This window comes from Arthrobacter sp. GQ119, from assembly GCF_059759125.1.
In genome coordinates this window covers 14,414-31,900 of record NZ_JCAXEA010000035.1, presented here as the reverse complement: position 1 = coordinate 31,900, position 17,487 = coordinate 14,414, and the positions used below count along the sequence as shown (strand labels likewise).

Genomic DNA, 17,487 nt, shown 5'->3' with positions numbered 1-17,487 from the left:
GACGCCCACCAGGCCTCCCGCGGCGACGATGGACACAACGAGCAAATGGCTGAACCAGCGGAGCGTTTTTTTCATCAGTTCGTAGTTTCTCTTCGGCGATGAAAGTCATCCGGACGATGAAACCAACCCGTCCGGGATCAGCTGCGGCCCAGCCCGGCCCCATGGCTATGGCCTGTGGAAACTGCGTGTCAATGGAGGGAAGACATGCTTCACACTCCTGCGCTACGCCGCCCATCGTGCGTCATCGCACTCCAAGAAACCTTGGAAACCGGCGGCGACAAACCGCCCATATGGGGGGGTGCGCCGCCCGAGGGGCTACGCGCGCTTCCTTACGGAACGCATCGGAGGGGCCGAGCAGAACGCCTGCAACCCCCGGATGAGCCTGAAATAGCGCTCTGAGTCCAGGGCGGCGAGTGCGTTCCCGTAGGCCGCGTCGTACCCGGCACCATGCGCACTTTCACCCGGTCCAAAGGCCAGGCCGAGCTCATTCAGCCCGGGCAGGTCCGGGGTGGGCCTGTGAACGTGTCCGTCAATTATCGTGGCGTGGCGCAGCGGTCCCACGGAGTGGGCCACCCACTTGAGCTCGGTCCGGAGCGTCTTGACCGCGCCCTTGTTGAAGAGTTTGCGGTGGTCCTCCAGGAGCGACCGCGAGTGGCGCGCGGCGGATCTCATTTTCCGGGCTGCGTCCGGAGATCCTGCCCGCACCCCAGGGTCCTGGGAGAGCATCGCGGCCAGCTGTTCAGCAAGGAGTGCTGAGATCGCGTCGATTGCCGCAACGGGCCGGGGCGCTTCGTCTTGTATTTGAATATCCGCCATGGTGAACACCCTCTACTGCGGTGGAATCCGGCAGCTAGCCGGCAGCCGTGACCTGGGGCGGGACCGCCGCCGGGACTTCAGGGGCCGGGGCGCGCGTAATCTCCAGTTCGGAATGGTCAAGCAGTCTGCGCCCGCCTGTGAGGGTGTCCATGATCCACAGCAGTCCGTGGTTGTGGGCCACATCCGTTACGGTGCCCCGGTGCAGCAGACGCCCGCCGCGCCGCGCTTCAACAAGGTCACCGGGCGAGAGGTCTTCGCGCGCCGCGGCAGTGAGTTCGTCCTGATTCCCCATTGTGGATTCCCTTCCAGGTAATCGGCATCCGATCCCAGTTTGCTCTTGGAAGGTTTCGCCATGGTGTACGCAGGATGGAGTTTTCGGTTATTCTCGAGCCCCTGTGCCAGCCCGTTCTCGGTAAATGCCCGTGGTTACTGGTGCCCGGCGCTGGTGGTGCCGAACATCAGGGTCCGGCGGGGCACGTCGTAGAACACCGTTTCCGAGGTCGACAGCAGGTCCTGAAGGTTATCGGCATCCTGCGAGTCGAGGGTGAGGACTTCCTCCCAGGCACCCTGGTCAAGGACCAGCTGGAGGGTCCAGGTGCCGGGCTTGCCGGGGTCGCCTGCCACCCAGCTGAACTGGTAGTGGTTGACTTGGCGGACCTTGATGCTGTCATCGGTAATGGGCTGCTTGGGGTTGGGGCTCATCATTTCCTCCTGGACCATGCACGCGTGTTGCGGGAGCCGCGGCTGCAGCATCCCATCAAGCAATGTAGACCCACTCCGCAGGCCGGACCAGACCCCAATCACTCGATCTCCGGAACGATGAGCACGGGCCACTGCCCGCGGCTGATCAGGCTCCCCGACACAGACCCGGCGAGAAGCCTGTCCACCCACGCCGCGGCTCCGGGCGGGTCGGCGCCCACGATGATCAGTGACGCGCCGGTGCTCTCCGCCAAACGGCCGAGGGCTTTTGGAACATCACCGTTGAGAACGCGGAACGACCAGCCCTCGCCAGGTGCCCCGAGGACCGATGTGAGGGCCTGCAGCAGTTCCTGCGACGGGAAATCTGCTTCCTCATTGATCGCCGGATCCAGGGAATGGGCCAGTAGCTCGCCGCTCGGGTCCCACTCGGTCAGGTAGCTGGCCGGATCCACGAAGGCGCACACGAGATGCTGTCCCAGCGCGGCCGCGAGGTCGGCCGCCGTGCGGACGAGATGCTCCGGGAAATTCCAGTGGACGCCGAGCACGAGAGGCCCGTCCGGCCAGTCTTCCTCCGGCCATTCTTCATGTGCCGGCCACTCCAAGGTGTCCTCAGTTCGTAGTTGGGCGGGCGGGCAGATGCTAGGAGTGGGTGGGTTCTTCCACCAGTGCGGTGGCGATGCTGTCCGCATCCTCAAGCGCGGCGAGGTAGCGCTCCGCGTCGAGGGCCGCGGCGCAGCCGGTTCCCGCGGCTGTGATGGCCTGGCGGTAGCGGTGGTCCACGGCGTCCCCGCACGCGAACACACCGCTCAGGTTGGTGCAGGTAGTGGGTGAGTCCACCTTGATGTAGCCCTCCGCGTCCAGGTCCACCTGCCCGGCCACCAGCTCCGTGCGCGGCAGGTGCCCGATCGCCACGAAAATCCCGGTGGCGGCCTGCTGCCGGGTTTCGCCGGTGCGGGTGTCCGTCAGGGTCACGCCGCTGACCTTGCCGTCGCCGTGGATGGCGGTGACGGCCGAGTTCCAGGCGAAGCTGATCTTCGGGTTGTCCTTGGCACGCTGCGCCATGATGCGGGAGGCGCGCAGTTCGCCCTTGCGGACGACGACGGTCACGGACTTTCCGAAGCGGGTCAGGAAGGTGGCTTCCTCCATGGCGGAGTCACCGCCGCCGACGACGACGATGTCCTGGTCGCGGAAGAAGAACCCGTCGCAGGTGGCGCACCAGGAGACGCCATGGCCGCTGAACTTCTTCTCCTCCGCCAAACCGAGTTCCTTGTACGCGGAGCCGGTGGCCAGGATGACCGCGGGCGCCTCGTGCGTCTCGCCGCCGCCGGTGACCACCCGCTTGAGGTGCCCCTTGAGCTGGACGTCCGTGACGTCGTCGAACACGACCTTGGCGCCGAAGCGCTCGGCCTGCTGCTGGAGTCCGTCCATGAGTTCGGGGCCCTGGATCCCGGCCGGGAAGCCGGGGAAGTTTTCCACCTCGGTGGTGTTCATCAGCGCACCGCCGGCGGTGACCGAGCCGGCCAGCACGAGTGGTTCCAGGCCGGCCCGGGCAGCGTAGATGGCCGCCGTGTAGCCGGCGGGGCCCGAGCCGATGATGATCAGCTGGTGGGTGGCCACGTCCCCGGGTTTGGCTTTCCTGGTGCTCACTGCTGGCTCCTCATCTTCCTGGGTCAGTATCTGGACGGCGAAGATGTCAGGGGATGCGGCGGCCGCCGGAGCGGCTCAGGAAGAACAGCAGCACAGCACCAACCAGCAGGAACGGTGCCACCCACAGCAGGAATCCGACGGCCTCTACAGTGCCGCCAATGATCAGGAAGACCACCGCCACGGCGGCAACGGTCCACATTATCTTCCTCATCGCCGTCACCAGTCCTGACCTCCGGGCCGCCCCGTTGCGGGGATGAGCGACTATACATCCGGCTCGAAAGGGCACGCAAGCAAATGGCTGACGGAACAGAGCTGACGGAACGAAGGGGGCACCCCGGCCGCAGGGTTTTCCCAACCCGGCTCCCACATAGTCAAAAGGCAAGCACCCGATGCTTCGGACTTCCGGATCCCGGTGCGGGACGCGCAGCAGGAAAGCGGCACCTGCGAACAGCGCGCGGACCGTGGGGGGCGGGAATACGGTGACGAATGTCAGGGTCTGCTGGGGGAACCCATAGGGCGTACGACGGCGGCACGGTCACCAACGCAAGGTGACCGCGTCGGCGTCGTACGCTGTTTAACCGGCTTAGGACGGGGCGTTCAGCCTGGCGAAGCGGAGGACCGAGATGATGGCCGGGGCGAGTTCGTCTTCCATCTGCCGGTAGTAGTCGGCGGTTCGCCGGTAGGGATCGACGACGTCGTTGTCGGCCGCTTCTGGAGCCAGCGCCAGGTGCCGCACCGAAGCCGCACGGGCCGGGAGGGCGCGCCAGAGCTCGGTGTTTGCACTGATCCGGTGGTGGTTGCCACGGTGTTCGTCTCCCGACTGGGTGCTCCCCCCTGACTGGGTGCTCCCTCCTGACGTCGGGGGCTCCCGTTCCTCAAGGACATCGAGCATCCGGGCGAACTCGCGGATGGTGAAGGTGCGCTTGAGCAGGGAAGCGTCGAGCTGGAGGACTTCGCCGCGGTGCGCGGAGGTCATGGTGAGGACCATGTCCACCGGGCGCAGGATCCTGCCCGTAAGCTGCCGTGCGGCAAATCCTTCCGCGGTTCCTCCGAACGTGTGGATGATGTCCGCGGACAACGGCTGAACGGGGTCGCCCACCAACGCGCGGGTACCGGCGCTGCGGACCTCGAAGCCGCCGGGCAGCACCTGGTCCAGCCCTGCCTGGAGCAGCCGCTCAGCCACGGGGGAGCGGCAGATGTTCCCCGTGCAAACGGTCAGTATCCGGACAGGTGCAGGCGATTCCACTGTTGTTGCTCTTTCGATGGGTTTGGAGACGGGGATGGCGCGGACGGTTCTTCTCCATCGAACCTAGCATTTGCGCGGCGCCGGGAAGCAGGAGGCGCGGCGGCAGCGTCACGTGGACGGGACCATAACTTAACGGACATCGACATTAACTCGACCAATTGCCGGCGCAGGGCCGATCGTTATTGCCAACAACGGTTCAGCGTCAATCACTAGCGGCCCACATCACGGAGCTGCGGAAGGCGCAACACTTAAGGGACCTATTTCCGGTCCCTGGAGAATGACATGCGCAGAACAGCATCGTCCCGCGCCGCGGCTTCCGCGGCATTTCTTTTCGCTGTGATGCTCGCCGGATGCGGACAGCAGGCAGCGCCGCCGGCGGGCACCGCGACCGACCCGGTCACCTCCGCAACCACGGCCGCCCCGCCGGGGCCGACGCCGACGTCGGACCCGTACGGGGCATCCACCCCGACCGGCGCCACCACCCCGCCGGCGGCAGCCTGGAAGACATACACGACGGCGGACGGCCAGCTGACCTTCGACCTGCCCGCGGCGTGGAGCGTCAGGGATCCCGCAGGCGAACTTCCTGAAGGCGGCGGCGCGTTCGCGGAAATTACCAACCAGGCAGGCAAGCCGCTGGCTACCCTCCGGACCAATATGGCCACCGGTTCCACGTGCATGGAGCGGCATCCGTACTCCGTTCTGGACGCCCAGGAGATGCCGGCTCTGACGCAGAACGGGCTCACACCCCGGTATGTGTTCGAGACCCGCGGCAATGCCACGGACCCGGGGCCGGCCAACACTCCGGGGGCGGCCTACGGCATCGCATCCGGCCCGCCGCCGACCGGGGACTCTGCCTGCCCCATCTTCCACTTCTTCACGTGGCCGCCCACTGCTGCCATGTTCGGGGCGTTCTATGACCCCGGAAACAACGAGACGCCCGGCGATCCCTCCCTGCCGTACCTCGAAATGGCGGAAAGGTACGCAGGCACTGCCGAGTACCGGGACATCAAGCGGATGATTACCTCGCTGCGGCCGGCGGGCTAAGCCCGTGATTCTTTGTTTGTTCCTTGGAGGTGTACCGGCGGAGCGTGTCGGGGCTCCGGCGGGCAGAGCCGCTGCACGAGTTCCCGGAACGTGTGAGGGTGGAAGGGTTTGGTGAGGTACGCGTCGGCGCCCGAGGCAACGCCGTTGCACGCACGAAACTTGCACGATCCTTGGCTAATCCTGAGCCGGTGCCAACCGGCAGGATCGAGTGCCTCGAGGGTTGCGCCGGCGACGACGCCGTAGGCCAGGTGCGGGATAACGTCGCTGAGACAGTCCGTGCGTGACCACGTGCGGGGGTCTGTCACCCCGAGGGCAGTCATGGGGCCGTTGCCGACCACCAGGGCACCCGCCACGGCAGTAAGTGCTGCTGGCAGGCCTGCCCCGCCAGACCATGTCCAGGTACGTGACGGCGTTCAGCACGGTGGTGCCCGCTGCACCGGCCATTGCCCCGGCGGCCAAAGCCCTGATGGTGTTCATATGCCATCGTGCTCCTGCAGTCTTATCTGAGTAAACCGCAGCCGGCTGCCGTCCCCGGAGCGAACTCCAAGACTGGCGGCCAAGGGCATCTGAAGACGGCGCGCATCCCGGGTGACGGGTATGCTGGACGGGCGCCCGGGCAGCCGTTCAGCGGCTGGATTCTGGCGTGCCCCAAGGTTTATGCCCCGGTTCGGGGGAGCCGGCGTGCAGGGTTTTTCCATCCTCCGGTTCCTAGCTTGGGATCCAGCCGCAATGCCCTGCAGCGCCGTGTAGCCAGGAACAGGAGGAGCAGATGAAACCCCATGCTCCGCCGCGCCTGTTGCGCGCCCTGACCGTCACCGGTCTGACAGTGGGGCTGGCTGCCGGGGGCCACGTGGCGGGCGGCGGCATCCTTCCGGCGCCGATGATCACCTTGGCCCTGGCCGCGCTTGTGCTGGTCCCCGTGACCTGGCTGACGCGGCGTGAGCTGTCCTTCACCACGCTGCTCGGACTGCTCGGCGCGGGCCAGTTGGTGCTGCACGAGGCATTCACCACCTTGTCGGTCAGCGCTGTGTGCCAAGGCCCGGTGTCCGGTGGAAGCCACCATCATGCGGGCACGTCGAGTCTGCAGTGCCTCCCGTCGGCTGCTGCGGGGATGGACACCCACACGGCAGCGGCCGTTGATCCGGTGGCCATGCTGGCCGGCCACGCGCTCGCCACAGCCTGGTTCCTGCGCCGGGGCGAAGCTTCGTTGTGGCGGCTCCTTGCCTGGCTGCGCCCTCTGGTCCACGTTCTGCGCCCGGCCGTGATCCCGGTGGCGGGCCCCCGGACCTTTGCCCGCAACCCCGTTTTCATCCCTGCTCCATGGCGCAACCTGCGCCTGCATAGCCTCCGCGGACCGCCTGCAGCGGCCCTCCTGCGTGCTTTGCCCTGCTGACCCCCTCCCGGCGTCGCAGTAAGGTGCGCGGGAAGCAGAATTCCCCACACCCACGCGCGCCGGGCCGGCAAACGGGCGGCGCCTGCGAAAGGCAACCCACCATGAACAACACCACAGCACGCCGTACCTTCAAGACAACCGCGGTTCTCGCCGCTGCAGCAGGCCTGACCATCCTCGGCGCCGGGGCCGCATCCGCCCACGTGAACGTGGATCCTGCCTCAACCTCCGAGGGCGGCTTCTCCCAGTTGACCTTCCGGGTTCCCAATGAGTCCGAGACGGCCAAGACGTCCAAGCTCACCGTCACCCTGCCGAAGGACACACCATTCACGTCAGTCTCGGTCAAGCCCATGGACGGCTGGAAGGCCGAGATCAAGGAAGCCGAGCTTCCCAAGCCCGTGACGGCCAACGGGGCAACCATCACCAAGGCTGCCGCGTCCGTGACCTGGACGGCGGACGCAGCCCACCAGATTTCACAGCACGAATACCAGACGTTCTCCATTTCCGTGGGCCGGCTGCCCAAGGAAGGGACCACGGTGGTGCTGCCCGCAGCCCAGGCCTACACGGACGGCACGGTGGTGAACTGGGACGAGACGCCGACTGCCGGCGGGGCAGAGCCCGAGCACCCGGCACCGATGTTCGTCACCACAGCCCCGGCCGGCGAACACGGAGCCCACGGTGCGGCTGCTGAGACGCCTGCCGCGGAAACCACCCCTGCATCGGCGACGTCCCCGGCCGTCGGCGACTCCACCGCGCTCGGCTGGGCAGGCCTGGTTGCAGGACTGCTGGGGCTGGCCGCCGGCGTGGCCGCCCTCGTGCGCACCCGCAAGGCCTAGCGAACCGGACCGGCGCCGCCCCTCGGAAGCTGCCCTGAATGGGCGGGGCCGCTCCAAGGTTTTCCCAAGGTTTTCCCGGGACGCGGGGGCCATGATGAGTGGCAATCGCTAGTGAACCTCGAGGACGCCTCCCGGGCAGAAACCTGACAGTCCATGCACCGTCCATTCAAGAAGTACGACGCCGGTTCGGTCACCTCCCAGGGTGACCGGACCGGCGTCGTACGTCTTCCGTTGACAGCGGGCGACGACGGGACCGGCGCCGCCCTGGGTATTGGTGCTGGGACACGCGGTTCGGCGCAGCCGGAGGGTGCCCCGCACCCGTGGAGCAGGTACGTGGCGCTGGGGGATTCGTTCACGGAGGGTGTGGGCGACCCGGAACCGCGCAGTCCGGGCGGGCTGCGCGGCTGGGCGGACCGCGTGGCCGAGGAGCTCAGCGTGGGGCACGAGGATTTTGCCTACGCGAACCTGGCCGTGCGCGGCCTGTTGCTCGGCCAGATCCTGGACCAGCAGGCGGGGCCTGCGCTGGCACTGCAGCCGGACCTGATCACCCTCTCCGGCGGCGGGAACGACCTTGTCTTCCGGGGCAGCGACCCGGACAAGTTGGCCGCGAGACTGGACGCCGGCGTCGAGCTGCTGAGCACCACGGGGGCGACGATCGTGCTGTTCGCCGGGCCGGACTGGGGCGGGACGCCGGTGATCGGGCACAACAGGGCGAAGATCGCCATCTTCAACGAGAACATCCGCACTGTTGCGCACCGGCACGACGCCGTGATCGCAGACCTGTGGGCGCTGCAGGAACTCGCCGATCCACGGATGTGGGATCCGGACCGGCTGCATTTCTCGCCGCTCGGGTACCACACCATCGCCAAGATGGTGCTGGACACCATCAACGTCCCGCATACGCTCCGGCCCTACCTGCCCAAGGACCTACCGGAGAGCAGTTGGCGCCATGCCCGTGCCGAGGACCTGGTCTGGGCGCGCAAGTACCTCGTCCCCTGGGTGCTGAAGCGGATCCGGCACCAGACGGAGGAGGAGCTCAGCGCCAAGCGGCCAGTGCCTGGCCCGGTGTTTGGCTCCGACATGCGGGGTTCAGAAGTGCCGGGTTCAGCAGTGCCGGGCTCGGACGTGCCGGGCCCGGCCAAATCGGGTTCGGAAGTGCCGGCCCAGTCTAGAGGTCCGGTCTAGAGGCCCAGGCCTCCGAGCTTGTCCCCGAGCCCGCCGGGAAGCTTGCCCAGCAGCTCCGCGGGGTTGATGCCGAGGTTGGACAGCAGTCCTGCGTGCTGGTCGGTGTCGACCTGGTCGGGCAGCTCCGTCTCGGCCTGGGCGGCTTTGTCGTTGTCTCCCCGGGACCTGAGGAACTCGAGGATCTGGTTCTTATCGATCTGCATGGCGTTCTCCTTTGCGTTTGCCAGAACAGGTAGCTAGCTTGCTGGCGAGGCTTCGGGTCCGGTTGGCCAGCGGAGCAAGGCTGCAATCTCGGCATTCTTAGGCAGTGCTGCTGCGGGCGTGAGCTGTATCCGGGCGTCGGTGAGGGCGGCCGCGCGCAGCAGTGCCGCGGGCGCCGAGACCCTGCCCAAGATTTCCGCCCCCAGGGATTCTTCCTCGGAGTTGGCAATCCACGGTTCGGAACCCAACGCCAGCAGGCTGTGCTCGGCGAGGGCCTGGTCGTCCAGGATCAACACGTCCACCTGAGCCTGCTGGAGGGCGTGCACCACAGCATCGATTCCGGTGGCCGACTCCGGGTTTGCCTGCCCTTCCTGCTCGGCCAGGCGATCCAAAAGCTGCTGCTGGTCATCCGCCCACTGCCGGGCCACCAACGCGCTGACCTCTGCTTCGAACTTTTCGCGGTCCGAGCCTGCTGCAAGAGTGTGGGAATCGACCACACTCAGCACGGCCTTGCTCGCCTCGGACAGCTGCTCTGCCACCAGTTGCCGCGCCCGGATATCACCGGCGAGCACAAGAAGCCGGGGATGCGTTTCCGTCATCACCCTGTCGATTTCCTGCACTACCTGGTCAGCATTGCGCCGCCAAATGTCCTCGGTGCGATGCTGATACCGGCCTTGCGACCAGCCGCCGCCGGGGACCTTCTTCAGGTTCTCCTCCGATCCTTGAACATGCTGGCTTGCGTCCACGTCCTGCCTGCCTGCCCGCTGCAGCCGGATTTCGCCTTCATCGCGGCTCACTTCTGCCACCAGATAGGGAAACTCGTCCGGCTGGTGTTTCACCAGGGGCAGCAGATCCGGGACGTCGTCCCTGGTGATGCGCTCTGGCACGACAAGAGGTCCGGGGAGCAGGTCATTGATCACTAGCTCTCCGTCCCGAACCAGAACGAAGCGGCTGACAGGTGAGGGCTCTCCTGTCGCAGGCTGAATGGCCCGTTCAATCGCGTCCAGGTCCTTGTGGGAGGCTCCCTGCCCGGCCAGGGCGTTGCGGACATTCTCGGGTTGGACGTCGGCGGCCTCGAGGCTGTCTACCGTACCGGTGCTGGCGTCGACATAGGCCAGGCACCATGGTCCCGGCTGACGGTAGAGGTCGGCGTATCGTGATAGCCGGTCACTCACGGGACGTTCCCTTCGTCCTTCGCCTCTCCCGTTTCAGCAGCGGGGTTTACCGCGTCCTGGACCTCGGCGGCGTCGGTGTCGTCGGGGAAGGGTTCGGTTTCCCGTCCCTCTTCAACGTGGGCGGGCTGGTTGCCTTTGACCATGCCCTGTGTTTCCTGCTGCATCTTGTCATCCAGATGCTGCCCGTGCTTGGTGTTCCCGCGTTCAGCCACGGCGGTCTCCCTTCGGTTCGTTATGCTCCACTCAACGTCAGCGGCGAATGAGCTTGAAAAATGTGCTCGGTTCTCCACTGGCCTTTTCGGACTGATAGAGGAATGCCAGCTTGTTCTCTTCGAATTTGTCGAACCACTCATCCCAGCTGATGTGCTCCAAGGAGTCCTCGCCGGCGCCGCCGGGGAAATCGATGCGCAGGATGCCCGCATCGTCGTCACCCCCGGTGTCTCTGACGCTGGCGGGTTTGCCCTTGTTGCTTTCGACCCATTTACGGATCTCGTCGTGGTCGGTGGTGGTCTGCGATTCCGAGGCCATGCTCGTTCCCTTCCCTATCCCTAAGGCCGGAAGCACCTGCGACACATTTGCTGCCGACGAAGAAAATCGGACGCTTCGACACTAGCCCCAACCCGCCCAAAATAGAAAGGGTGCTGAGCATTTTTGGGGAATGCCCATGCATGCTGTGAATCTTCAATTAGCCGCGAATGCCAGCACGGTGGCCGAGAACTCCTGGACGTCGGTTGCTGCACGGTGGCTGTGGCCGCTGTCATTCTCCTGGTATAGCCAGGCCTGCCCACCGCGCTGGCGGATGCCGTTCACAAACTGGAATGCTGCGCTGTTGTCGACGCGCTCGTCCTGGGCCATGACGCAGCACAGGAGCGGAGGCAGGTGCGCGGCCGCTTCCATTCGGGCCAGCAGGTGCAGGGGCGAATAGCCGGCACGGACGGCGTCCGGGCATTCACCGTCGGCCCCGAATTCATGGAGCCACTGCGGTCCCAGACCGTGCCTGTCCAGGTGGACGGTGTCCAGCACCGGCGCCACCGCGATGACCGCGCCGAAGGCTTCCGGTGCGATGAGCGCGGATGTGGCCACCACGAGTCCGCCGTGCGAGGCACCGACGGCCACGAGATTTTCAGGCTTGGTCCATCCCTGCTGGGCGAGGAAGCGGGCAGCGTCGATGAGGTCCAGCATGGTGCGCTGCTTGTTGGCTCCGCGGCCGGCCTCGTGCCAGGCCTTTCCTTTTTCGCCGCCCCCACGCAGCTGGGCCGCCACGTAGATGCCGCCGCTTTCCAGCCATGCGGGCACGCTGGGCTCGGGCTCTGTGCGGTGGCTGACGCCGAACCCCCCATAGCAGGTCAGGATGAGCGGCCGCGGCCGCAGCGGCCTGTTGGAGGCGTCCAGATCCTGGGCCCGGGCCGAAATGAGCAGGGGAATGTCAACGCCGTCGCTGCCCGGGGCAAGCAGGTGCAGGTGGACAAAGCCGGCATCGTCCGACCCTCGGGCCGTGCCCTCTGGGCCGGCCACATCTGGCGGCAGCGGGATGCTGACCACTCCTGACGGCCGTTCGGGCGAGGCCGTCTGGACCCACAATGCGGCACCACCGGGATGAACCGTCACGGACAGCGCCACAATCTGTTCCGCGGCTGAGAGCGTCAGGAGCGGACGACCGGCCAGGGTCAGTCGTGTGGTGCCGTCGTGGTCCACGGCAAGCACGGTGCCGCCAGGCGCCTCCACAGCGGCAAGGACCTTGCCATGCACGGACGGAACACTGACGGGCACGTCCACGTCGAGCCTCCGCCAGGCGGCGCCACTCAGCTCCCAAAGGCGGGCGCCGGCACCGGGTGTCCGAGCCAGCAATTGAAGTTTGCCACCGCGGCTGCGCAGGGAGAGACGGTGCCCGGCTGCGCCGTCAGTGCGCTCGGAGGCTAGTTCGGCGGGAAAACCAAGCACTTCGGGACCGGTGTCGTCCGCAACCTGGGGTCTTGCGCCCACCTTTGAAGTCGAAACGGGGCAGCGGAGGATCCTTTGCAGCGGCGGTTTCCCGTCCAGCACGAAGACGGATGATCCGGTGGTGTCCCAGACCGGCGTCCCATGCCAGCCATGCACGCCCGGAACCAGCATGGGCTGCGCGTCGGGGGTGAGCAGCCACAACTGTGCGATTTCACTGTGCGGCGGGCTCAGCAATGCGGCGATCCGGTGGCCGTCGGAGGACAGTGCGAATCCACGGACTACGGTGTCCGGCGGTGCTGGGATTCTGGTGCCGAGCGGGCTCAGTCCTCCTGAGCCTGTCCGTACGTCCCAGGTGCTCCTCAGTCGCGCCTCCGGAGCCACATACAGTGCTGCGAACTCATCGTTTGCCCCGCGCCACAAGTGGACCGCGGTACTGCCGGCAATCTGCGGGATTCCTTGCCTCGGGGTCCTGTCCCAGTGCTGGAGCCGCTTCCGAAAGTGGCTTTGCAGCCCGGCGCCGGGGAGCACCTCTGTGCCGCGTGAAGTCAGCGCCATGCTCACCGTCCCACCGTGTCTTCGGGAGCGGCCTGGGCGGATGACAACCACCCCAGGTGCCCGCCGTCCCGCAGCGGCGTGTCTGTGGCCATGGTCCGCAGCGGTGATCCCGGCAGGGCCGTATCCACCAGGTGCACCTCGCCGTGCCCGCCGCGGGTCACCGCAACGAGCTCCGACGACGGCGACGCCGCCACCGCCCGCCGGTCGGCGCTGTCCCACGGCTCGTGCCCCGGCCGGGGAGCATGGTCCATGGGAGGAAGTTCCCAGCGGCCGCGTACCGCCAGGGAGCCGAGTTCCAGGACGGTGAGGTCGTCGCCGTCGGGATGTACCCGTGCCACGGCGGCCCCCGCGGCGGTCAGGGCGAAACGGAAAATCAGGCCATCGCCCAGGGCCGCGGTGCGCGTCAGCCCGGAGTCGACGTCGTGGATCCAGAGCGCATTGCGCCAGGAGTCCCACTCCCGTGGGTGGTCGCCGCCCTCGCGCAGCACGGCCGCCAGGATGCGGCGCTGCCGGCAGAAGCGAAGGAAGTAGGCGCGCCCGGGCGCCGTCCACGGGAGCGTTTCGAGCGCTTCCGGGCGGGGTTTGCGGACATCAAAGCGCTCCATTCCGCGGTCCGTTGCCACAAACATGGTGCCGGTGGCGGGGTCGTAGGCGTCTCCGTGGCCGTCGTCAGAGATCCCTCCCAACTGTTCACCTCGCAGTTGGGGGCAGTGCACGCCCTCGTCCAGTATCCGCTCGAGCGAAAGGGATTCGATGCCGCCGGGTTCCCGGTGGCGGACTACCGCGCGGGGGCCGTCGGGCGTTTCCGCCACCACCACTCCGGGCTCGCCGGCGCGGGTGCGGACGCGGCGCGAGCACGGACCGCCGTCCGCGTCCAGATCCACGACGGTGAGTAGATCGCTCCAGGCTTCCCATGACTGGCCGAGGCCCGTGGTTACCGCCATGAAGCGCCCGGAGGGGTCGCAGGCGAGGTGCTCGCCAGGGATGGCGACGGAGATCCGCTGTTGGACAGGGTCTCTGGAGGGGACGGGGCCTCCGGAAGGAATGACCGTGTGGAACGGGTTCGCGATGATCAGGGCGCCTCCGGCATCGTCCACAAACGCGCACCGCCCGCCGCCCAAGGGCAGGATCCCGGCGTGTTCGGCGAGGACCACGCCGTCGATCCGCCCCAGCACGGCCCCGGAAACGGGTTCAACGAACTGGACCGTTCCGGCCTTCTGGTCTGCAACTACAAGAATTTCCCGTGACACGGAACCCCTCCAAAGCTATTTGATAATGATTCTCATTTAATTATAGGGTGGCGAGCGTTGCCACAACAGCAGCAATCACAACACCGATTGAAAGGAGACCCACCATGGAGAACACCAAGGTGCTGGTTGAAGTTGAAGAGACCGAGCAGCTGGCACACCTGTCGGCAACGCACTCGAACGCCCTGGTCGAGAACCCGTTCGACTAGTCACTAAGCCACGGGGCGGGCGCGCCGGCGTGCCCGCCCCGTTAGTTTGCCCGCCCTCAGCGCGACCCGGAAAGGGAACCAATGCACCGACAGATGATCGACGCCTTCGAGATCAACGGACACACCACAGTCCGCTCTGGAGACGGTGCCTTCCTGCGTGTCCCGCTGTCCAGCACGGGCACGACGGCGGCCGCTGACCTTACGGGGGAACTGGGAGGCCGGGTGCGTGCAGAACTGGCCGAACGCCGGGAGGCCAGGATCCGCCCCTCCCTTGGGCGCGAACGCATCGCAATCCTGGCTCCCGAGTCCTGGCGGCAGGAACTGGCACAGGCCCTCAGCGGCCATGCTCTGACCGTGTTGGAAAGCGCCAACGACATACCGGTGTCGGCCGGGCTCGTACTCCACGTCGCCGGATCGCCGCACGAACGCGGCGCATTCGACCACCTCCCCGCCGCCGGCACCGCCGTGTTGCGTTGCTACCGCGAAGGGGAACTGATTTTCGTCGACCCGCTGGCCGTTGAACCGCAGGACCCCACAGGGGCACACGTCCTCCGCCGCCGGCTCGCAGCCTCACCCGCCGCTTCCGAACTCCGCGCGTGGCTGGACGCGTCCCCCGCCGCCGACACCGGCCCCGCAGGCATCCCGGCCGCCGCGAAAACGATTCTGACAGCCCGGCTACTAACCACCATCGCGGCCTGGCAGCAGGATGCCCCCGCCCTGTCAACCCTCCGGCGAACGCTCTGGAGGCTCGATATGGTAACGCTCGCGGCCAGCGACCACCCCGTGCTGGCGTTCCCCGAACCCGCACCACTCCCGGATCTCATCCCATGACTGCAGGCTCATTGCCCGGGTATCTTGAATTCGCTACGGAAGACGGCACGATTCTCGCCGCCGACAGCTACCACAGCTCCAAGCATGGCCGGACCCAGGGGACCATCCTGATCCGCACTCCGTATGGCCGCGGACAGTATGGGGCGCAGGCCCGTTCCTGGCAGCGTGCGGGCTACGACGTCGTCGTCCAGGATGTCCGAGGCCGCTACGGTTCCACCGGCGAGTGGCACCCTTACTCCCGGGAAGGCGACGACGGCGCCGCCACCGCCACATTCCTGGCCCGGGCCGGGCTGCTCCGTGCACCCCTTGTCCTGGCCGGCGCCTCGTACGATGCCCACTGCGCCCTGGAGGCTGCCCGCGCACTCGAAACCAGCGGCTCGGCCATCCGGGCAGCGGCCGTTGTGGCCATGGTCCCGGCGCTGGGCCTGTTCGAAACCGCCAGAAACCCGGACGGCACACCACGGCTCAGAGACAGGATTGGCTGGTGGCACATGCATGGCTTCGGCCGTGAATCTGCCCCGCCGCTGGCACCTGCCGAACTGGAGCGCCGCTGCCGCATCGCCGCTGACCGAGGCCCGGAACAGCTGGTCCACGACGCAGAGTACGGTCCCGGGTCCCGGGCCGCCTGGGCACGGCTGTGGTCCGCTCCCCGCATGGATCTCAAGGCCCGCTACGGCAGGACGAACACGCCGTTGCTGCTGGTTTCCGGCCGGAAGGATTTCTTTGCCGCAGAAACACTCGCCTTGGCAGCCGCCTGGTCGGGCGGCCGGACGGGACTGCTGTGGGGGCCGTGGGGCCACCGTCTCGCAGGCGATCTCGATGCCCGGGCCGCCGCCGCATTGCACGCACAGGGCGGACTCATGGCGCGCATCCAGGACTTCCTCGGCTCGGTCCGGAACGGGACGCCGGCCACGGAGAACCGGGAGTTCACCCTGGTGCCTGAGAACGGCTATTCCTGGCTCCCTGCCGAGCGGGACGGTCTCCTCGACCCGGCAGCCACATCCGCTGCTCAAGACCACGTACCTCACTAGACCCAGTCACCACCCCGTCCCTCTATATCCAGCGGAGAACCATGACCACAACAGCCGAACGCCTCGGCCTGCTGCCCCTGCACACCCTGGTGGACGAACAGACCGGGATCATCCGCCGCGTGCGCCCGGTTCTCACCCCTGACAGCGCCCCACCCGCCTACACCTCCATGACAGCCGAGGTCTCCAACGCGCGCTGGCTCGGCGACTGGCCGGCGGACCGCGTCTCGCTCGGCACCACCTTCGGCGACAGCCGACAGGCCTGGATTGCCGCCGTCGCCGAGGGAATGGAGCGCTACTGCGGAAACTTCATCCCGGCAGACACCGAGGACGGCACGCATTTCACCGGAACAGCACGCGAACTGGGCACCGCCGGGCACACCGCCGTTCCGCTCGACGAATTGCCGCGGTTCGCGCTCTGGCAGCTCGAGCGTGAGGACTTCCCGTACCGGAACGTCGACGAGGACACCGAGGCACTGTGGGTATCCTGCACCCGCAAATCCGACCAGGCCGAGCTGTGGCTCCCGGCCAGCCTGGTCTACCTGAACTGGCGGCAGCGGCGCTTCCGAAGTCTGCCGCGCCTGCACCATCTCAACTACGCCGGCATCGCCACCGGCCAGGGCCGCCAGGACGCGATGGACCGGGCTGTGCTGGAAACCGTGGAACGCGATGCGCTGGAATTGTGGTGGCACCTGGACGGCCCTACGCGCGGCATCCGGCCCGAAAGCGTTCCCGGGCTGGCGGAGGCCATGGCAGGCTGCCGGCTGCAGTACTGGGTGGTGGAGATGCCCAGTGAGTTCGCCCCGTGCATGGCGGCGCTGGTCTTCGACCCGGACACTGGCCTGTACGCTGCCGGCTTCTCCTGCAAGAACGATCCGGCCGAGGCCGCCCGCAAGGCCGTACTGGAGGCCGTGCACACCTGGATCTACACGCAGGGCGCCACCGCCGCGGACGGCTGGGTCTTCCAGGCGGTGGAGGCCGGTCTGATGGCGCGCGGCCTGTATCTGGACCACCGTGACGATCGCCGCTACCTCGATGACGCCGGAGAACAGTTCGAGGCCGTCCGTGACCTCGGTGCCCACGTGCAGCTCTGGCTGGACCCGAGGCTGCACCACATGTCCGGGCGCTTCACCGAACCCGCCGGGGGAACCGTCGAGATCGACGCAGTGGAACACGTCGCCATGCCCGAGGTCTACCGGAGGCTTGAACTGGCAGGCCACAGCGTCTACACGCGCGAGCTGACCACGCCCGACGTCGCCCTGACCGGACTCAGCGTGGTGCGGGCCGTGGTGGGAGGCCTCGTTCCCAACGCGCCCGCCGCCTTCGCCTACCTCGGCTGCCCGCGCATCTCCCATGCCGCTCTCAGCCGCGGCTGGCGCAGCATACAGCCGGCCGGGCCGGGGGACTTCACCCTCGCCCCGCCACCGCACATGTAGG

At 67.2% G+C, this 17,487-nt stretch carries 21 protein-coding genes; 8 read left to right on the top strand and 13 right to left on the bottom strand.

Going from position 1 to position 17,487, the window contains the following annotated elements; translation table 11 throughout:
* Positions 1 to 315: 315 nt before the first annotated feature.
* The 7 genes from AC6CH3_RS22380 to AC6CH3_RS22350 form a co-directional block, all read right to left on the bottom strand.
* Positions 316 to 816: a CHAD domain-containing protein gene (locus AC6CH3_RS22380; RefSeq protein ID WP_498134518.1), complete on the bottom strand. Its 501-nt coding sequence runs from the start codon at positions 814 to 816 to the stop codon at positions 316 to 318.
* Positions 817 to 850: 34 nt separating this feature from the next.
* Complete coding sequence (locus AC6CH3_RS22375; protein ID WP_498134517.1) at positions 851 to 1,108, bottom strand: hypothetical protein; 258 nt, start codon at positions 1,106 to 1,108, stop codon at positions 851 to 853.
* Positions 1,109 to 1,242: 134 nt separating this feature from the next.
* Positions 1,243 to 1,518 carry a hypothetical protein gene (locus AC6CH3_RS22370; protein ID WP_498134516.1) on the bottom strand — a complete coding sequence of 92 codons (276 nt, stop codon included), beginning with the start codon at positions 1,516 to 1,518 and terminating at the stop codon, positions 1,243 to 1,245.
* Between the two features lie 98 nt (positions 1,519 to 1,616).
* The gene (locus AC6CH3_RS22365) at positions 1,617 to 2,117 is read right to left on the bottom strand and encodes a universal stress protein (protein WP_498134515.1); all 501 of its coding nucleotides are present in this window, start codon (positions 2,115 to 2,117) and stop codon (positions 1,617 to 1,619) included.
* A gap of 37 nt (positions 2,118 to 2,154) precedes the next feature.
* Positions 2,155 to 3,132: a thioredoxin-disulfide reductase gene (gene trxB / locus AC6CH3_RS22360; protein ID WP_498134519.1), complete on the bottom strand. Its 978-nt coding sequence runs from the start codon at positions 3,130 to 3,132 to the stop codon at positions 2,155 to 2,157.
* A 76-nt stretch (positions 3,133 to 3,208) separates the two neighbouring features.
* Positions 3,209 to 3,361 (bottom strand): hypothetical protein, encoded by a 153-nt coding sequence (locus tag AC6CH3_RS22355; protein ID WP_498134514.1) that lies wholly within the window; start codon positions 3,359 to 3,361, stop codon positions 3,209 to 3,211.
* Positions 3,362 to 3,745: 384 nt separating this feature from the next.
* Positions 3,746 to 4,408, bottom strand: a complete 663-nt coding sequence (locus tag AC6CH3_RS22350; protein ID WP_498134513.1) for an arsenate reductase/protein-tyrosine-phosphatase family protein — start codon at positions 4,406 to 4,408, stop codon at positions 3,746 to 3,748.
* Positions 4,409 to 4,690: 282 nt separating this feature from the next.
* On the opposite strand from AC6CH3_RS22350, the gene AC6CH3_RS22345 reads away from it, so the two are divergent.
* From AC6CH3_RS22345 to AC6CH3_RS22330, 4 genes are all read left to right on the top strand, one after another.
* Positions 4,691 to 5,452: a hypothetical protein gene (locus tag AC6CH3_RS22345; protein WP_498134512.1), complete on the top strand. Its 762-nt coding sequence runs from the start codon at positions 4,691 to 4,693 to the stop codon at positions 5,450 to 5,452.
* Between the two features lie 769 nt (positions 5,453 to 6,221).
* Entirely contained in the window at positions 6,222 to 6,845 is a 624-nt protein-coding gene (locus AC6CH3_RS22340) for a hypothetical protein (protein ID WP_498134511.1), read from the top strand.
* A 101-nt stretch (positions 6,846 to 6,946) separates the two neighbouring features.
* Positions 6,947 to 7,678 (top strand): YcnI family copper-binding membrane protein, encoded by a 732-nt coding sequence (locus tag AC6CH3_RS22335; RefSeq protein WP_498134510.1) that lies wholly within the window; start codon positions 6,947 to 6,949, stop codon positions 7,676 to 7,678.
* 153 nt (positions 7,679 to 7,831) lie between these two features.
* Positions 7,832 to 8,863, top strand: a complete 1,032-nt coding sequence (locus tag AC6CH3_RS22330) for an SGNH/GDSL hydrolase family protein (protein ID WP_498134509.1) — start codon at positions 7,832 to 7,834, stop codon at positions 8,861 to 8,863.
* Here AC6CH3_RS22330 and AC6CH3_RS22325 read toward each other — a convergent pair.
* The 6 genes from AC6CH3_RS22325 to AC6CH3_RS22300 form a co-directional block, all read right to left on the bottom strand.
* Positions 8,860 to 9,066: a hypothetical protein gene (locus AC6CH3_RS22325; RefSeq protein WP_498134508.1), complete on the bottom strand. Its 207-nt coding sequence runs from the start codon at positions 9,064 to 9,066 to the stop codon at positions 8,860 to 8,862. The two genes, AC6CH3_RS22330 and AC6CH3_RS22325, sit on opposite strands and share 4 nt — an antisense overlap.
* A gap of 33 nt (positions 9,067 to 9,099) precedes the next feature.
* Entirely contained in the window at positions 9,100 to 10,239 is a 1,140-nt protein-coding gene (locus tag AC6CH3_RS22320; RefSeq protein ID WP_498134507.1) for a baeRF2 domain-containing protein, read from the bottom strand.
* Positions 10,236 to 10,451, bottom strand: a complete 216-nt coding sequence (locus AC6CH3_RS22315; RefSeq protein ID WP_498134506.1) for a hypothetical protein — start codon at positions 10,449 to 10,451, stop codon at positions 10,236 to 10,238. The genes AC6CH3_RS22320 and AC6CH3_RS22315 overlap by 4 nt, the downstream gene beginning before the upstream one ends.
* Positions 10,452 to 10,488: 37 nt before the next feature.
* Positions 10,489 to 10,767 (bottom strand): hypothetical protein, encoded by a 279-nt coding sequence (locus AC6CH3_RS22310; RefSeq protein ID WP_498134505.1) that lies wholly within the window; start codon positions 10,765 to 10,767, stop codon positions 10,489 to 10,491.
* A 153-nt stretch (positions 10,768 to 10,920) separates the two neighbouring features.
* Positions 10,921 to 12,735: a prolyl oligopeptidase family serine peptidase gene (locus AC6CH3_RS22305; protein WP_498134504.1), complete on the bottom strand. Its 1,815-nt coding sequence runs from the start codon at positions 12,733 to 12,735 to the stop codon at positions 10,921 to 10,923.
* Positions 12,736 to 12,737: 2 nt separating this feature from the next.
* A complete protein-coding gene (locus AC6CH3_RS22300) occupies positions 12,738 to 13,985 on the bottom strand; it encodes a hypothetical protein (RefSeq protein ID WP_498134503.1) in 1,248 nt (415 codons plus the stop codon).
* A gap of 104 nt (positions 13,986 to 14,089) precedes the next feature.
* Between AC6CH3_RS22300 and amiA the strand changes: the two genes are divergently transcribed.
* From amiA to AC6CH3_RS22280, 4 genes are all read left to right on the top strand, one after another.
* Positions 14,090 to 14,191 carry a streptamidine family RiPP gene (amiA, locus tag AC6CH3_RS22295; protein ID WP_326968004.1) on the top strand — a complete coding sequence of 34 codons (102 nt, stop codon included), beginning with the start codon at positions 14,090 to 14,092 and terminating at the stop codon, positions 14,189 to 14,191.
* An 81-nt stretch (positions 14,192 to 14,272) separates the two neighbouring features.
* On the top strand, positions 14,273 to 15,022 hold the full coding sequence (locus AC6CH3_RS22290; protein ID WP_498134502.1) for a hypothetical protein: 750 nt from the start codon (positions 14,273 to 14,275) through the stop codon (positions 15,020 to 15,022).
* Positions 15,019 to 16,053 carry a CocE/NonD family hydrolase gene (locus AC6CH3_RS22285; RefSeq protein WP_498134501.1) on the top strand — a complete coding sequence of 345 codons (1,035 nt, stop codon included), beginning with the start codon at positions 15,019 to 15,021 and terminating at the stop codon, positions 16,051 to 16,053. Before AC6CH3_RS22290 ends, AC6CH3_RS22285 begins: the two co-directional genes overlap by 4 nt.
* Before the next feature lie 41 nt (positions 16,054 to 16,094).
* Positions 16,095 to 17,486 carry a YcaO-like family protein gene (locus AC6CH3_RS22280; RefSeq protein WP_498134500.1) on the top strand — a complete coding sequence of 464 codons (1,392 nt, stop codon included), beginning with the start codon at positions 16,095 to 16,097 and terminating at the stop codon, positions 17,484 to 17,486.
* The last annotated feature ends 1 nt before the right edge of the window (position 17,487 follow it).

Coding starts and splice junctions, on each gene's coding strand:
- AC6CH3_RS22380 (WP_498134518.1), bottom strand. CDS start 816: ATGGCGGATATTCAAATACAAGACGAAGCGCCCCGGCCCGTTGCGGCA.
- AC6CH3_RS22375 (WP_498134517.1), bottom strand. CDS start 1,108: ATGGGGAATCAGGACGAACTCACTGCCGCGGCGCGCGAAGACCTCTCG.
- AC6CH3_RS22370 (WP_498134516.1), bottom strand. CDS start 1,518: ATGAGCCCCAACCCCAAGCAGCCCATTACCGATGACAGCATCAAGGTC.
- AC6CH3_RS22355 (WP_498134514.1), bottom strand. CDS start 3,361: ATGTGGACCGTTGCCGCCGTGGCGGTGGTCTTCCTGATCATTGGCGGC.
- AC6CH3_RS22345 (WP_498134512.1), top strand. CDS start 4,691: ATGCGCAGAACAGCATCGTCCCGCGCCGCGGCTTCCGCGGCATTTCTT.
- AC6CH3_RS22340 (WP_498134511.1), top strand. CDS start 6,222: ATGAAACCCCATGCTCCGCCGCGCCTGTTGCGCGCCCTGACCGTCACC.
- AC6CH3_RS22335 (WP_498134510.1), top strand. CDS start 6,947: ATGAACAACACCACAGCACGCCGTACCTTCAAGACAACCGCGGTTCTC.
- AC6CH3_RS22330 (WP_498134509.1), top strand. CDS start 7,832: ATGCACCGTCCATTCAAGAAGTACGACGCCGGTTCGGTCACCTCCCAG.
- AC6CH3_RS22325 (WP_498134508.1), bottom strand. CDS start 9,066: ATGCAGATCGATAAGAACCAGATCCTCGAGTTCCTCAGGTCCCGGGGA.
- AC6CH3_RS22310 (WP_498134505.1), bottom strand. CDS start 10,767: ATGGCCTCGGAATCGCAGACCACCACCGACCACGACGAGATCCGTAAA.
- AC6CH3_RS22305 (WP_498134504.1), bottom strand. CDS start 12,735: ATGGCGCTGACTTCACGCGGCACAGAGGTGCTCCCCGGCGCCGGGCTG.
- amiA (WP_326968004.1), top strand. CDS start 14,090: ATGGAGAACACCAAGGTGCTGGTTGAAGTTGAAGAGACCGAGCAGCTG.
- AC6CH3_RS22290 (WP_498134502.1), top strand. CDS start 14,273: ATGCACCGACAGATGATCGACGCCTTCGAGATCAACGGACACACCACA.
- AC6CH3_RS22285 (WP_498134501.1), top strand. CDS start 15,019: ATGACTGCAGGCTCATTGCCCGGGTATCTTGAATTCGCTACGGAAGAC.
- AC6CH3_RS22280 (WP_498134500.1), top strand. CDS start 16,095: ATGACCACAACAGCCGAACGCCTCGGCCTGCTGCCCCTGCACACCCTG.